Source organism: Streptococcus parauberis NCFD 2020 (genome assembly GCF_000187935.1).
Lineage (GTDB): Bacteria > Bacillota > Bacilli > Lactobacillales > Streptococcaceae > Streptococcus > Streptococcus parauberis.
Map to the genome: position 1 here is coordinate 2122293 of NZ_AEUT02000001.1, position 16150 is coordinate 2138442.

The 16150-nt window shown below is 35.8% G+C and carries 10 protein-coding genes and 1 other RNA gene; 6 read left to right on the top strand and 5 right to left on the bottom strand.

The features are described 5' to 3' along the window. Nucleotides 1–14 precede the first annotated feature (14 nt). Nucleotides 15–100, top strand: an RNA gene (gene ffs / locus SPB_RS10930) — signal recognition particle sRNA small type. 78 nt (nucleotides 101–178) lie between these two features. Here the strand turns inward: ffs and SPB_RS10675 are convergent. Then, nucleotides 179–634 (bottom strand): IS110 family transposase, encoded by a 456-nt coding sequence (locus tag SPB_RS10675; protein WP_003104349.1) that lies wholly within the window; start codon nucleotides 632–634, stop codon nucleotides 179–181. Nucleotides 635–701: 67 nt separating this feature from the next. Then, nucleotides 702–1151 carry an IS110 family transposase gene (locus SPB_RS10680; protein ID WP_003102953.1) on the bottom strand — a complete coding sequence of 150 codons (450 nt, stop codon included), beginning with the start codon at nucleotides 1149–1151 and terminating at the stop codon, nucleotides 702–704. Between the two features lie 439 nt (nucleotides 1152–1590). On the opposite strand from SPB_RS10680, the gene SPB_RS10685 reads away from it, so the two are divergent. From SPB_RS10685 to SPB_RS10695, 3 genes are all read left to right on the top strand, one after another. Next, nucleotides 1591–2151, top strand: coding sequence for a TlpA family protein disulfide reductase (locus tag SPB_RS10685; protein ID WP_003104572.1), 561 nt, complete (start codon nucleotides 1591–1593; stop codon nucleotides 2149–2151). A 29-nt stretch (nucleotides 2152–2180) separates the two neighbouring features. Next, nucleotides 2181–4046 (top strand): G5 domain-containing protein, encoded by a 1866-nt coding sequence (locus SPB_RS10690; RefSeq protein WP_003103248.1) that lies wholly within the window; start codon nucleotides 2181–2183, stop codon nucleotides 4044–4046. A gap of 67 nt (nucleotides 4047–4113) precedes the next feature. Next, complete coding sequence (locus tag SPB_RS10695) at nucleotides 4114–12570, top strand: isopeptide-forming domain-containing fimbrial protein (protein ID WP_175282150.1); 8457 nt, start codon at nucleotides 4114–4116, stop codon at nucleotides 12568–12570. A gap of 188 nt (nucleotides 12571–12758) precedes the next feature. Here SPB_RS10695 and SPB_RS10700 read toward each other — a convergent pair whose 3' ends face one another. The 3 genes from SPB_RS10700 to SPB_RS10710 are packed head-to-tail and all read right to left on the bottom strand — an operon-like array spanning nucleotide 12759 to nucleotide 13622. Continuing rightward, nucleotides 12759–13055: a hypothetical protein gene (locus tag SPB_RS10700; protein WP_003105436.1), complete on the bottom strand. Its 297-nt coding sequence runs from the start codon at nucleotides 13053–13055 to the stop codon at nucleotides 12759–12761. Between the two features lie 55 nt (nucleotides 13056–13110). Then, the gene (locus SPB_RS10705) at nucleotides 13111–13353 is read right to left on the bottom strand and encodes a hypothetical protein (RefSeq protein ID WP_003105032.1); all 243 of its coding nucleotides are present in this window, start codon (nucleotides 13351–13353) and stop codon (nucleotides 13111–13113) included. Then, complete coding sequence (locus SPB_RS10710; RefSeq protein ID WP_003103596.1) at nucleotides 13353–13622, bottom strand: hypothetical protein; 270 nt, start codon at nucleotides 13620–13622, stop codon at nucleotides 13353–13355. Before SPB_RS10710 ends, SPB_RS10705 begins: the two co-directional genes overlap by 1 nt. A gap of 178 nt (nucleotides 13623–13800) precedes the next feature. Between SPB_RS10710 and SPB_RS10715 the strand changes: the two genes are divergently transcribed. After that, nucleotides 13801–15150, top strand: coding sequence for a glucose-6-phosphate isomerase (locus SPB_RS10715; protein ID WP_003105243.1), 1350 nt, complete (start codon nucleotides 13801–13803; stop codon nucleotides 15148–15150). Nucleotides 15151–15329: 179 nt separating this feature from the next. Then, on the top strand, nucleotides 15330–16130 hold the full coding sequence (locus SPB_RS10720) for an SDR family oxidoreductase (RefSeq protein ID WP_003106003.1): 801 nt from the start codon (nucleotides 15330–15332) through the stop codon (nucleotides 16128–16130). The last annotated feature ends 20 nt before the right edge of the window (nucleotides 16131–16150 follow it).

The window sequence follows — 16150 nt, forward strand, 5'->3', positions numbered from 1 at the left end:
TTATGTTACAATATAATTCGGAGCAACACTTGTGCGTGAAGTGGGTCAGGGGAGGAATCCAGCAGCCCTAAGCGATTTCAGGTGTGTGCTCTTTTTTTGAAAAAAATAAGGTAAAAAGCACAAAAAATTCACTACCTATGTTATACTTTAATTGAAATTTTTAATATTTTAGTTTGCGTTAGAACTGTTGCCTCAGTCCTAGCGCTTTTGTTTTGTTGTAAGTTTGATGGGTGGATAAAACACTGTAAATAATGCGAAGTAATTTTTGTGCACATGCAATGACTGCTTTCATCTTACTTCCTCGTTGGGAAATTCTACTATATAGTGAAGAAAAAGCCTTGTCTTTAGAGTGTGCAGCAATCATTCCTGACATGGTTAAAGCCTGCTTAATATACGGGTTTTCTTGTGTGATATGTGATGATTTCTTAATTCCTGCGCTTACATAAGAACCAGGACAAAGCCCAGCCCAAGAAGTTAAATGTCCATCTGTTTGAAAAGCCTCTACATTTGGACCGATTTCAGCTAAAACAGTGGCAGCACAGTGTTCACTAACACCTGGAATTGTTACTAAAAGTTCATATTCTGTTTGAAAATGTAGAGTAATATATGGCACTGCATCCAATAAATGAGACACAAGAAAAACACTCCTGTAGAATTCTAGTAAAATAGAATCAGGAGTGTTTTATTATGGTCAAAAAAGCTTACTCGTTAGAAACCAAATTAGCCTGTATTGAAATGAAGAAATCAGGTAAGCCCGAAAAAGTTATTATGGATAGACTTGGAATGTATGAGGGGGCAATCAGACCACATCTGCCTAGTTGAGCAATCCACTCAGCATCTTTCATGTCGGTCTTACGACCAGGCACATTCTTGATATGTTGAGGATTGGCAAGTACAAGAGTTAGCATATTAGAATCCGAAAAGATATTGAAAAGTGGTAGCCAGTATTGACCGGTGCTCTCAAAGAATACGTGCGACACATGGTTTTCTTCCAGCCAAGCCATAGCTTTCCGAAGAGAAAGGGTCGTTGTACCAAACTTCTTTTGGACTTTCTTAGGTTTGTTAGTATCTAGTGGACCATCAAGGATACAACAAACAATTGATTTCTGATGGACAACAATGCCACAACAGGTTTCAATCATGACTTCCATAGTAAAAACCTCCTGTTATCTATTGAACAATAGGAACAAGAGGATTCTAGTGATTTTATTTTCACGCTCAAGGCGTAGTCGAGTTGTCTCAGGGATCTTGTTCATCCAGTTTTTTGTACGAGCTAGGCAAATCTCCATTAAAGACCTCGGATTTGTACTGTTCACCTTAATTATAAGCTAAACGGTTTTTTCTGTCATAAGTTAGCAGGTGGAACCTGCTTAGAGTTTTTTGTTTGAATAAATAAGCCGCAAAAATTAGACAAAGAATCTAACTTTTTTGAGTTTTCTACTATATTAATAGTAGATATTCTTTGTGAAAATTTTGTTCTCAAATAAGAAAATAATATTATATTAAAAATTTAAAATTTAGAGCTGATTATTAAAAATTGTGATATAATTAAAATGAGTAAACTAGATTTAAATGGGGGAGAGTGTACATTTGAAGAAATATACTGGTTTTATTATGCTATCAGTATTATTGATAGCTTTAACTGCGGGCTTATCTATTACTGTTTTAACATCTCGAAATGAGAAAAAAGCTGAGGACAAAACGGTAACCGCAAAATATTTTGAAGGTAAAGAGCTACCAATATTTAAAATGACTACTACTGATGGGAAAATCATTGATTCACAAGGTTTAGAAGGTAAGCCGACAGTGATTATGGAGTGGGCAAGTTGGTGTCCTCATTGTCAAGATGCTATGCCCATTATGAATAAAAAGTATTTGAAATATAAAGATAAAGTTAACTTCGTATTCCTAAACGCGAATGGTTCATCTAACGGTGTAGAAACAAAAGAAAAAGCAGCTAAATATATCAAAGATAAAAATTATCAAATACCTTTTGTTTATGATATGAATATGGAGTCATCTGATTTGTTAAAAGTTGACTCAGTACCTACTTATTTTTTTGTTGACAAATCTGGGAAAGTACAAAATGTTACAACAGCTGATTTAACATCTGATGATGTTGAGAAGCTTTTGGCTAAAATAATGTCTTAAAATTTAGAGATATAAATGGGGAAAGTTTTATGGAGAGAAAATTAATTCGTGTAACGAAGACTTCAGTAGTATCGTTACTATCAGTGACAGCATTGAGTCAATTTGTCGTTGTTCACGCTGATACTACATCAACTACTGATGCAGCATCAGCTCCTCAAGAGTCAGCAGTAGTAGTTCCGAGTTCGTCGGATCCAGTAGTATCTGAAAATAATACACCGGCAGAAATGACTACTGACTCTGTGGTAACAACAGCGGTCGATGCACCAGCAACAACATATACATTAGTGCCTGAGGAAACACCAGCTATGTCCGCGCCGGTTGTATTGGCCGCAGAAACAGATCCACCAGTGGATGAAGACATTCCTAATTTGGAAGAGGAACAGCAAATTAAGAATGTGAACGATACTTTAGACATGATCGTAGAATTTTATAATTCAGGTGGTGTGGTAGATGCTCAAGCTGTATTTGAAGATTCTGCTTCCGATTTTGCTGCAATCAATAACATTGTTGATATGGTTGCATCAAAAAAAGCATTATTACAACGAATTGAAGATGTTAGAGCGCTAATTTATGGAACAACGCCAACACCAGTTGTTACTACAAGAGTTGAAGCTATTCCAATGACAACAACTTATGTTGCGGATCCTAATGCCACAGCAGGTGTACAAACAGTGACAACAGCTGGAAAAGATGGTGTTAAGACTTATACAACGACAAATGGAGTTGAAGATAAGGGTGTTATCACGACCCCAATGACTCCAAAAGTTGTGAGCGTCGGAACTAAATCATTAGTCGTCACAGAGGCAGTTGTAGCCCCAGCTGACATTGAACAAGCAGATGCGACCTTGGAAAAAGGGCAACGTGTTCTGGTTAGTCCAGCAAAAGATGGCAGCAAAACAAGCACAACGACATATAGTTTAGATACAAGTACAGGTAAAGTCACAGCCAATACGCCAACCGTTACGACGGTAGCGGGACAAGCAGCTGTCTACCGAGTAGGAACTAAAGATCTAGTTGTTACACCAGTTGTTACTACAAGAACTGAAGTTATTCCAATGACAATAACTTATGTTGCGGATCCTAATGCCACAGCAGGTGTACAAACAGTAACAACAGCTGGGAGTGATGGTGAAAAACTCTATACAACAACAAACGGTGTTGAAGATGCTGGAGTTGTCACTAAGGTCATGGTTGCCCAAGTGATCAGCGTCGGAACTAAACCATTAGTCGTCACAGAGGCAGTTGTAGCCCCAGCTGACATTGAACAAGCAGATGCAACCTTGGAAAAAGGGCAACGTGTTCTGGTTAGTCCAGCAAAAGATGGCAGCAAAACAAGCACAACGACATATAGTTTAGATACAAGTACAGGTAAAGTCACAGCTAATACGCCAACCGTTACGACGGTAGCGGGACAAGCAGCTGTCTACCGAGTAGGAACTAAAGCAGTATCAGAGGTATTCACAGAAGTAGTTACAAAAACAATACCTTTTAAGACTATTGAAATAAATAGCTCCAACTTAGAAAAAGGTAAAACAAAAATTCTTAAACAAGGCTTAAATGGTCTTGGAAAAATTACATATCGTATCGTCAAAGTTAATGGTGTTGAAATTTCTAGGGAAGTTATTTCTGAAGAATTGCTCCAAGTTCCAAAAGATCAGTTAATTGAAATAGGAACAAAAACAGCAACTATTCCACCATCAAATACAAACAAATTAAATGATAATAAAGAAAATAAAAAAACTGTTTTATCAAATAGTGAGTTTGTAGTGACGAAACAAAAAGAGAGACAATTACCTGAATCAGGTGATAGTAAATCAGTAGTAGCATTAATAAGTGGAATGCTTATCACAATAGTTTCAACATTGATGTTAAAAATGAGTAGAAGAAAAGAATGAATTAGTTTTAAATGGAGAGTAATAAGAGATGGAGGGTGATATAAATCACCTTTCAGTGGGGAGAGAAATGAAACAATTAGATAAGCAAACACTCAAAACTTGGTTTGTCCGTTTACTTGTTGCTTCAGTAGCGGTCTCGGGAGTTGCCTATTTGGGTCTCGCTAGTGGACTGTTTATAAAAGCGCAAGAGCTAGGAACGATAATTACTGGGACTAATACAGTAACCAAAGCAACTCAAGAAGGTTGTTCAATTAAAATTGAAACAACTGAAAAAGTTGATTGGAAAATGCCACGTCAGCCAATTGACTTGGTTATTTTACAAGATAATAGTGGCTCTTTTGAAAATACTATTGGGAATGTACAAAATGCATTGAAATCATTAACAACACCGCTCGGAAAAGGTGAAGTTTATGATGTAAATAACCCAAAACTCGTTTTCACTGGTGATCCTACAACTACTGACCGTGTTATGGTTAACACCTTCAGAGGTATTGATGCAGAAATACAGTATCGTAGATTTAAATTTGATTCAAATGCAACTCTAAAATACATTGACTTTCCGATGAGAGTACATGGTTATTTCACATATGATGCATCTAATCGGAAAATCTTTGTAAAAGATGAGTCAACATATTATAGTAATGGATATTATTATTATAATTATAGTGAGAAAGACTTAGAAGGCTCATATGCGAAAGGGATTCTTTCAAAAGATGATTTTTCTAATAAGACTACTGTAGAGTCGACTAGTGGTACATTTTACGATTATCATTACACTTCTAGTCCATTAATGACTAGTTCGGCACAAATTAATGATTCAATCAATAGCATGGTAACTGGTGGAGGTACTCCAACAGTACCTGCAATTGACGATACCATTGCAGCCTATAATAAAATTAAAGGAACGATGGCAAATAATCGTCGTACTGTATTTTTATTAGTTACTGACGGTGTTGCTAATGGATATCGTAAAACAGGAGATAGTACGGTTTATTTTGATCGTAGTATGGATCGGAATGATTTACTTCTTGATGAATGGCGTCCAACAGATGCAAATGGATATTCTATATGGCCTGAGGCTGCTCAGGACTATATTTCAAGAGCAAACGAACTATCAGCAAAAGGTGCTCAATTGAAACAAACGCTTGGACCAGATTCGACCGTAGTTGTCGGTTTCTGGGAAGACACAAAAGCGTTTACAGGAAAAGGTCAATATGGCCCAGCCTACTTAAATCCGTTGGATTCACCAAAATCTGAAACAACAATGCAAACAGGGGATCCGCGCTCAATACAAGATGTATTTCATGAATCAATACAGAGTGTTGCCTCGCCAGATAAAGTTTTGCCTAATGGAGAAACTGCATCTTTCTATGTTAATGAATCAGATATAAATTTATTTTCTGAAAAAATACTAAAAGCAGTAGCTTCTGCTTTGGTACAAGAAGATGTAAAAGGTGATTTCACAATAACAGATGGATATAGTGTTGATTCTATAACAATTAATGGTAAAACTGTTGTTCCAAATGTAACAGATCCAACTACTCAAATCCATGGTACAGTGAACCAAGATGGAAACAAAGTTACGATTTATGTGCCGGAAAGTGTCTTTAAGCCTGGAGACAATGCGTTCGACTACAAACTTAAACGAACCGAAGAGTCTCCAAACATGTCGGAAGCAGATGAGACACCTCCGTCAGAAGGTTATAAACCAGCAACAGTTGAACGAGAAGTTGGGCAATTAGTTGGTAAATTTAGTGTTGGTGATTATACTAGTCCTCAAATTGGTTCGACCACACCAACTAAAGTGCAAGTTACTGACTTGAAATATTGCTACCCTCGTGCAACTAAGGACGTTAAAGACCGAGACATTACAAATGATAAACATGGAGATGATGGCAAATCAGGTAACCTTGCCCAAGATCCGTTGTTAGCTTCATCTGGAATTGTTCGTCCATCTTACGCAGCAACTTTGACTGATCAGAGTGAAAAATTCACATATTCTGTAAACTATAACATGTACAATGTTCCATTAGAGATGAAACAAAATGTCATGTTTACTGACCAATTGAACTATCACTTAGATTACTTAGGTGCTTATGTAACAGATGATGCAGGTAACAAGCTAACAGACTTTGTTACTTCAACACAAGCAACAAAAGACTTGAAAGGCAACCCAACTACAACAGTAGTAGTTACAGTTCCGAAATTGCCTGGAACAAATAATGATACTGTTAAAGAGGGTGAATATGGCGGACATGCATTCAAAAACTATAAACTTGTTATTGATGCGAAAATTAAAGACCAATATTCACTACAAAATAATGCGACAGAATACTATAAGATGATGCAAGAAAATAATGGCCTAGGTTTTATGAACCAAGCAGCTATTATTTGGAATGGGGACACAACATCTATTTCAGACTCAACTGCAAGGATTCGTCGTTCTAATGCAGTTTATGTAGCACCTCCATTATCTACTGATGTTACAAAAGAAGTAGGTGAGAATTCTAATGAAGTAGGAACAAATCACTTAGAACTACCTGTTCGCAGTGATGACTATTACTATAGAGTTAATTCAACTTGGCCTGGTATTTTTGATTCTTATACTGTTGAAGATATTCTAGTACCAGAATTAGAATCACTTAATAGTGAAGGACTAGATAAAGTCTACGTTAATGGTATTGAAATACCATCATTGACTAAATTTATTAAAGTTGAACAAGTCTCACTTAATGGTCAACAAAGAGATCGCGTCTATTTAGATCTTCAAAAATCTTCATTGACAAGACTTGATTTGTATCGAATTAATAAAGAGATAACAGCAGCTAATGATGGGAATAATGGCCCTGCCAAGTTAACTTTAGCAGTAAAAGCTAAAATTCGTGATGATGCCTCACTTGACAAATATCTTAATACGAAAACAGGAAAAGTACTCGTTCCAAATACTGCTAACGTAACATTAGATAGCAAGAAATTAACTTCTAATGAAGTAACTGTTACTCCAAATACTCCAACAGCAATCAAATTAATTAATGAAGAGTTGCAACATCTAAATACATCAAAGGGTCAAGAATTTACTTATGATGTAATGGCAACACTCCCCTCAGATATTAATTCTGCAAATGAGTATGTCATTAAAGATGTTATTGATAACCGAATAGAGCTTGTTAATATTTCTGGCACAAACAGTCCAATTCAACTGGATGAGCATACAACTGATCTTTTTGATACGGAAATTGTCACTGAAAATGGTAAGCAAGTAATCTATGTTCGTATGAAATCTGGTGCTTTTGCACATGCACACTCAGGAGATGTTGTCCATATTAAGATTGGTGCAAAAGTTAAAGATAGTTCAACTGGAACAATTAACAACGTAGCAGATATTACTTATAATGGCAAACCAACAACTTCAACTCCACCAGTAACAGTAACTCCTCCACCGCCAGTCACTAAAACTGTTGAACCTACAGTAACAGAACGACAAGCTGGTGCTGCCGATGGTGTTCCAGAGGGAACATATACTGCAAAAATTAACAAATCTGGTGAAGATATTGAACTAGCTGTTTGGAATGATCCATATCTTTATAAAGTATCTTCAGTAGTTCCTTCAGGTGCTAAGACATTTACTATTACAGATACATTGATACCTGAAATGGAAATGTATGACAATATTACTGGGTCAACACCGCGAAAGGTGGAAGTAAATGTTAATGGTACTATGGTAGAGATACCTACAAATCAAATTGTTATTGATAAATCTGATTTAGATAAACAGACAATCTCAGTAACATTGACAGAAGAACAAATTAAAGAATATGTTGATAAACCTATTACTTTAAGCTTCACAGCTAAATTCAAACAATATGCAAGTTTAACTAAATACATTTCTGATACCAATGGACTTCCGAAAGCTCCTAATAAAGCAAGTGTAATCGTTAATGACAATCCAAAAATTGACTCAAATACTGTAACAGTAACTCCCCCAATTAATAAACCGGAAATTAAAAAGACAGTTAATGATACTGAACATTTTGATTTGGATAGTATAGGTCAAATTTTCCGCTACACAATTAAGACTGAGATGCCTTATAATGCCAATTCTTTCGAAATAACAGATATTTTCGAGCCAGCTATTGACTTTAAATCATTATTTGAAGAAGTATTAGTTCAAGTAGGAGATAAACGCTATACAGGTGAAGAATTAACTCGAGTCTTAAAAGTTGAAGAAAAAGTTGTCAATGGGGTTACAACAAATGTGGGAACTGTTAGTTTCTCAGCTAAGGACATTCAAGGTAATGAAGCAAAACCTGTAATAATTGAATTCTTATCTAGAATCAAAAAAGATTCCGATCTTTCTAAGTATCGATTTGTTAAAGATAACCATTCTGTAAAATACGCAGATAATTCAGAGCATGCAGAGATACCAAATGACGCTTCTTATATAATAAATAATAAAATCACAAATAAATCTAATGTTGTTACGGTAACGCCACCACCACCAACAGCTTCAGAATTAGATAAGAAAATTGAAGATCCTTACTCTAAAAATGATCCAAAGGACTTGGTAGATGATTTATCTGTAGAAAATGGAAAAGACTATAATTATTTCTTAGATACAGTAATGCCTAGTAATATCTATGAGTATCAATCATGGAAACTAGAAGATACTATGGATCCAAGACTTGAACTTTCTTCAACTGAAAAACCTTATATTCAAGCAATTCTTGAAGATGGAACAGTTGATCCATCACAAAACGATTTCTTAGCAAATCACTTTGAAATATCTACTATTACAGCTACTGTTGATGGTAAAGCTACTAAGCAAGTTGTTGTTAAAGTAAAAGATGGTAGTATTACAGAAATACCTGGTTCATATAAGATCAGGTTAGTAATTCCTGCTCATATTAAAGTCGGAGTAACTGATGTTAAGATTCCGAATAAAGCAGTTAAGACAGGTGTTAAACATAATGGAGATATTCACATTCTAACTTCACCTACAGTTACAGTAACTCCTCCTCAGGATGATCCTACTTTAGATAAGAAGATAGTTTCTAAAGCTTTTGATGGTAAAGAGACGCAAGTAACACATTTAGATGTTGATAACTTAGTACCTTATGAGTATGACATTTCTTCTAAGCTACCTACAGATATCTTGAAATATAAGAAATTTGTTATCACAGATACTCTAGATTCAAAACTTTCTGTCATTAATACCGATGCAACTAAACCATATATTCTTGGTGCTGCTGCAGAATTCTTTGACATAACAGTCGACGGTCAAACTGTAACAGCTACACTTAAAGATTATAAAGTTGCTGAAGCTGCTGATTCTGAAGCAGGTGGGGATTCAGAACAATTTAGAGCTCGTTTTGAAGAAGCACTAGTTGGTAAGACAATTAATTTAAGAATCCCAGCTCAAATCAACAAGGATGTAACAACTCAATTAATTGAAAATATTGCAAAACTTGATTTTACAAATGCTGTAAATGAAGATAAGGATATAGAAACCCCACCAGTAACAGTAAGCCCTCCAGGTGAAACACCAAATGTTACGAAAACAATCAATGATGGCCTTGACCACTTAGATGTAGATAACGAAAAAGACTACACTTATAACATTAAGTCAACTCTTCCAGTAGATATCACTAAGTACAAATCATTCGTCATCGTTGATGAGCTAGCTAAAGATTTAGCAATCCAAGGCACACCAGTAGTAACTGGCGATGCGGCTAAGTTCTTCGATGTTAAAGTAGACGGTCAAAAAGTCACTGCAACAATGAAAGACTTCGCTAACGCTAAAGATTTAGCAGGTAAAGAAATCGAGCTTGTGATCACATCACAAATTCGTGCCGGTGTCACTCGTCAGGCAATTCCAAATACAACTAAAGTGACTTATGAAAATAAATCCAATGTATCAGGAACACCAGCCGAAACACCATCAACCCCACCAGTAACAGTAACCCCTCCAGGTGAAACACCAAATGTTACGAAAACAATCAATGATGGCCTTGACCACTTAGATGTAGATAACGAAAAAGACTACACTTATAACATTAAGTCAACTCTTCCAGTAGATATCACTAAGTACAAATCATTCGTCATCGTTGATGAGTTAGCTAAAGATTTAGCAATCCAAGGCACACCAGTAGTAACTGGCGATGCGGCTAAGTTCTTCGATGTTAAAGTAGACGGTCAAAAAGTCACTGCAACAATGAAAGACTTCGCTAACGCTAAAGATTTAGCAGGTAAAGAAATCGAGCTTGTGATCACATCACAAATTCGTGGAGAAGTTGAACGTCAAAATATTCCAAATACAGCTAAAATTGTTTATCAAGACAAATCACATGTAAATGGACAACCTGACACAGAAATCGAAACACCACCAGTTACGGTAACTCCTCCAACTCCTGATACGCCTGATTTAACTAAGAAAGTTAATAAGTTAGAGCATGCGGATCTAGCAAACCGTCAAGAATCATTTACTTTTACAATTGATACTACTTTACCTAAGAATGCTTTTGCATTTGAAGTTACTGATACTCTAGAAAATGTTCTTTCATTTGATGGGGATATCAAAGCAACTGTTGATGGTAAAAATGTTCCAACAGAACAAATAGTAACAGATGGTCAGACTCTTACAGTTAAGTTCACAAAAGAACAATTGAAATCTTATGCTGGACAAGCAGTACATATTGAATTTATTGCTAAAGTTAAAGATGGTGCAGATTTAACGCCTTACCTTACAACAAAAGGTATCAGTGTTCCAAATACTGCAAAATACATTATTAACAACAACCCAGATATGACTAAAGATTCAAATCCAGTAACTGTAACACCGCCTACACCAGAAGAACCTGTTATTGAGAAGTATATTAATCGTACAGAAAAACACTTAGATATTGATCGTGGTAAATCATACATGTATAATGTCAATGTAAGTGTTCCTAACGATATTGCAACATACAAACAATTCGTTATTTCTGATACATTAGATGCAGCTCTTACAATCAGTGGCCCAGTAGAAGTACACGTTGATGGTTACAAACTTGCCGATTCAACATTTAAAGTTGTTCCAAATGGTAATCATGTAACAGTAACTGTTAACGATTTTGCAGCATTAGCAGGCTATAAACAAATTCAACTTTACATCCCTTCAATGATTAAAGAAGGTATTGAATTGGATAAAGCTACATATCCTGATAATAAAATCCCGAATATCGCAACAGTTGATTTCATCAATAGTAACGGTAAAGAAGGAAGCAAAGAAACTAAACCAGTTACTGTAACACCTCCAACACCAGAAACACCGGAAGTTCCAGAAGAACCAACACCGGAAACACCAGTGAAATCTGTTGGACATGATGATACAGACCAAAGTAAAGAACTTAAGTTGAAATTAGCAGATGAGAAATTCCGCTTCGATGTTAAAGCTGTTGTACCGACTGATAAAGATGAGAAGAATCGTATCGATTTGACACACTTTAACATGAGTGATACTCTTGATCCTAATTTAATGGTTGCACGAGTTGCTGTTGAAATCACAACTACTAAGACAACTATTCCTGAAGCTAACTTTAACTATATTGACGAAGATCTTGAAAAAGCTACGCAAGAACTTAAAGATGCACAAGCCAAATTAGACGAAATTAGTAAAGCAGCAACAAGCACTGATACTCAAAAATCTGTTGAGGATGCACAAGCAAAAGTAACAGACCTTGAGGATAAATTAGCTGAGGCTGAAGCTAAGTTAGCAGAACTTAAAACTACAGAACCTGTTCCTACAGATGGAACAACTCCGGATTCTTCGGTTGATAATACTGCTGCAATTACTGCTCAAGAAGCAATTATTGCAGATCTTAAAGGTCAACTAGCAACAGCTAAAACTGATTTATCAGCAGCTCAAAAGGTACTTTCAGAAGCTAAAACACCTGCTGAAATTAAAGTGGAACTTGACAATCAACAAAAACTTGTTGATAAAGCACAAGAGGCATTCGATAAAGCAGATGCAAAAGCTAAGGAAGTAGCAGAAAAAGCTGACTTGTTAGCTAAACTGATTAATCAAGGTGAGCTCACAGAAGCTGAGATGACAGAACTTGGAATCTCAACTGCTAAGAGCAAAGGACAATTAGTTAATGTTGAAATAACTGATAAGGCTACTTTAGAAGCACTTAAAGGTTACACTGTTAAAACAATCATTTACTCTTCAATCAAACCAGGTACGGACTTAACGCCATATTTGAAAGATGGATTTGAAAATATTGCAACAGTAAGCTTTAACCATGGTCCAAGCTCAACATGGACAAAAGATACAAACCCAGTTCATGTATTCCCACCAACACCAGAAACTCCTGATAAACCAGTAACTCCTCCTCCTGGTAAAACACCACCAAGAAGAACTCCGCCGGCACGACCAAGTCGTCCAATCTTACCAAGAACAGGCGATGCTTCAGCAACCCTTGCCATGGTAATCGGAACTGTTATTGCAGGATTAGGTTTAGTAGGATTGAAAAAAAGAGGAAACTAAGTAATAATAGCATGTGAAATACAGGCTAACACTAAGAGAATCTGAGAAAGAGAGTCGAATTATTCGACTCTCTTTTTTTACCCTTCATTACGGATACTTGTATAGAGACTACAGTAGATACTTCATGCTATACTATCTAAATTTATAAAGAAAAAACAGCTAGATAAGTAGTTTCTTGCTGTTTGATATCATGGATGAGTGAAGGTAATGGTATTGCTTTCTAATGACGCAGTGTAATTAAAATCAGAATAATTCGTCCAGAAACGGCTAAAAAGATTATGGTAGATTTCCTTGTTATTGTCTATCGACTTTACAAGAATATTGTATTCTTCACTATTTACAGTTTGGACAGCAACAGTTGTGTTGCCCTGTGCTAATTGTTTTTCGAGAATATTTTCGAGGCCAGCTTGGTCAAATTTATCCAAATAATAACCATGTAATTTTGAATAAAGTAAAGAACTATCTGAGCATTTTGGAAAGTCCAAACTTTTTTATAAGTCTCTTTGTCCATACCTATAATGTCACGATTGGCTTTATGGCTTAGTTCAAGGATGCTATAATGTAGTTATAGAAGTGCTGAACATTTTGATAGTCGTCGCCTTTTGGACTAGCCGAAAGAATTTGATCTCCAATCGTTTGTAAATGTTCATAGGTAGCTTTGGCATCTTTAGGGACCTTGAAACTCACATATACATCTGAATCAGAATAATCAACTTGATAACTTGTAGAAGCTAGCCAATATAAATCGGGATTGTCCATGATAAAAGCATCAATTGTTTTCATTAAATTTTTTCAGAGTCTGGGGCAAGGTGAATGGTATCTTTAAAGATTTCAGAATCCTTACGTAAGAGGAGATAGTTCTCTTTTTGATAGGGGCCTAATTGCGAGTAATAGTAATGATGTTCTACATTTTTTAAGATTTTGCTTCGTGTTTTGCCTTGCAATGCTAAATCATTTTCTCTGCTTGATTGCCCTGCTGCTGTATTTGTACATGCCGTCAAAGCAAAGCTGATGATACACAAAGAGATGAGTTTTAAGTATCGTTTTGTCATAATGAGCACCTGATTTTATAAATGATAGAAAAATTATAGCATAAAAAAGATTTATTATATCATTTACATGAAAATGAAAATTCCTTTCCTTTTTGTGAAAGATTGTTCAAAATGATTGAAAAAAAGCTTGCAAAGAGTTAATATAGTAGGTGAACGGAAAAAATAAAAGGGGTAAATTATGTCACACATTAAATTTGATTATTCGAAAGTATTAGGTCAATTTGTTGCACCACATGAGTTGGACTATATGCAAATGCATGTTTCTGCTGCAGATGCTGCTTTGCGTCAAGCAACTGGTCCAGGTGCTGAAATGACTGGTTGGTTAAACTTACCAGAAGACTACGACAAAGCAGAATTTGCTCGTATTCAAAAAGCAGCTGAAAAAATTCAATCAGATAGCCAAGTCCTAGTTGTTATTGGGATTGGTGGATCTTATTTAGGAGCGCGTGCTGCTATTGATTTCTTAAATAATTCATTTGTTAATTTGCAAACAGCTGAAGAACGTAAAGCACCACAAATTCTTTACGCTGGAAACTCAATTTCTTCAAACTACCTTGCTGATTTAGTAGAGTATGTTAAAGATAAAGATTTCTCAGTTAATGTTATTTCTAAATCAGGAACAACTACAGAGCCAGCTATCGCTTTCCGCGTTTTCAAAGAATTATTAATTGAAAAATATGGACAAGAAGAAGCAAATGGTCGTATCTACGCAACAACTGACAAAGCTAAAGGTGCCGTTAAAGTTGAAGCGGTTGCTAATAACTGGGAAACATTCGTTGTTCCAGATAGCGTAGGTGGACGTTTCACAGTATTGACACCTGTTGGCTTATTACCAATTGCTGCATCAGGTGCTGATATCACTAAATTGATGGAAGGTGCTAACGCAGCTCGCAATGCTTACTCTTCAGAAAAAATTGCTGAAAATGAAGCTTACCAATATGCTGTATTACGAAACATTCTTTACCGTAAAGGCTATGTAACAGAAGTATTAGCTAACTACGAACCATCACTTCAATATTTTGGTGAATGGTGGAAACAATTAGCCGGAGAATCTGAAGGTAAAGACCAAAAAGGAATCTACCCAACATCAGCTAACTTCTCAACAGATTTACACTCTCTTGGTCAATTCATCCAAGAAGGTTACCGTAACTTATTTGAAACTGTTATTCGTGTAGAAAGCCCACGCAAAAACATTACAATCCCAACTGAAGAAGCTGACCTTGATGGACTTGGCTACTTACAAGGAAAAGATGTAGATTTTGTTAACAAAAAAGCAACAGATGGCGTATTATTAGCCCACACTGATGGTGGTGTTCCAAATGCCTTCTTAACCCTTCCAGGACAAGATGAATACACTCTTGGCTACACAATTTACTTCTTCGAAATTGCAATTGCCATGTCAGGTTACCTAAATGGCGTTAACCCATTTGACCAACCAGGAGTAGAAGCATACAAGAAAAATATGTTTGCATTACTTGGTAAACCAGGTTTTGAAGAATTAAGCGCGGAATTAAACGCTCGTTTATAATTTAAACAACATATAAAAAAAACAGATTTTCTATTTGATAGTCTGTTTTTTGTGTTCTCTTTTAAATCAAAAGGTGATTAGTATAGTTTTATAATGTCAATTCAAAAAAAGACTGACTTAATTAAAAAGTGAAAACGTTTTAAACTAGACTTATCAAATAAAGATTTAAGGAGAAACAAATGACTGATTGGTTAAATATTTCAGGTAAGACAGTTTTAGTTACCGGAGCATCGTCTGGAATTGGTAAGGCAATTGTGGATGAACTATTAGAACTAAACGTTAATGTCGTCAATTTTGATATTGCGGATAATAATTTAGAACATCCCAACTATTTATTTGTAAAAGTAGATGTTACTTCTAGAAAAGAAGTAGAAGCTGGGGTTGATAAAATTATCGAAACTTTTGGAACAATTGATGCAGTTGTTAATAATGCTGGTATTAATGTTCCTCGCCTTCTAGTTGATCCAAATGATCCACATGGACAATATGAATTAGATGACAAGACATTTGAAAAAATTACGATGATTAATCAAATGGGATTGTTCTTAGTCAGTCAAGCGGTTGGACGAGTATTAGTAAAAAATGGTTCTGGTGTTATTGTTAATATGGCCTCAGAAGCAGGTCTGGAAGGCTCTGAAGGTCAAAGTGCCTATGCGGCAACGAAAGCAGCAGTCTATAGTTACACGCGTTCTTGGGCAAAAGAACTAGGGAAACATGGTGTTCGTGTAGTTGGTGTTGCTCCAGGAATAATGGAAGCAACAGGTCTGAGAACATTAGCTTATGAAGAATCATTAGGATATACTAGAGGGAAAACAGTTGAAGAAATAAGAGCAGGATATGCTTCAACTAGCACTACACCTCTTGGTAGAAGTGGAAAATTAAAAGAAGTTGCAGATTTGGTAGCTTATTATATATCTGATCGTTCAAGTTATATTACCGGAATTACAACTAATGTAGCAGGTGGTAAAACGAGAGGATAAATAAACAAAGAAAGAAGAGA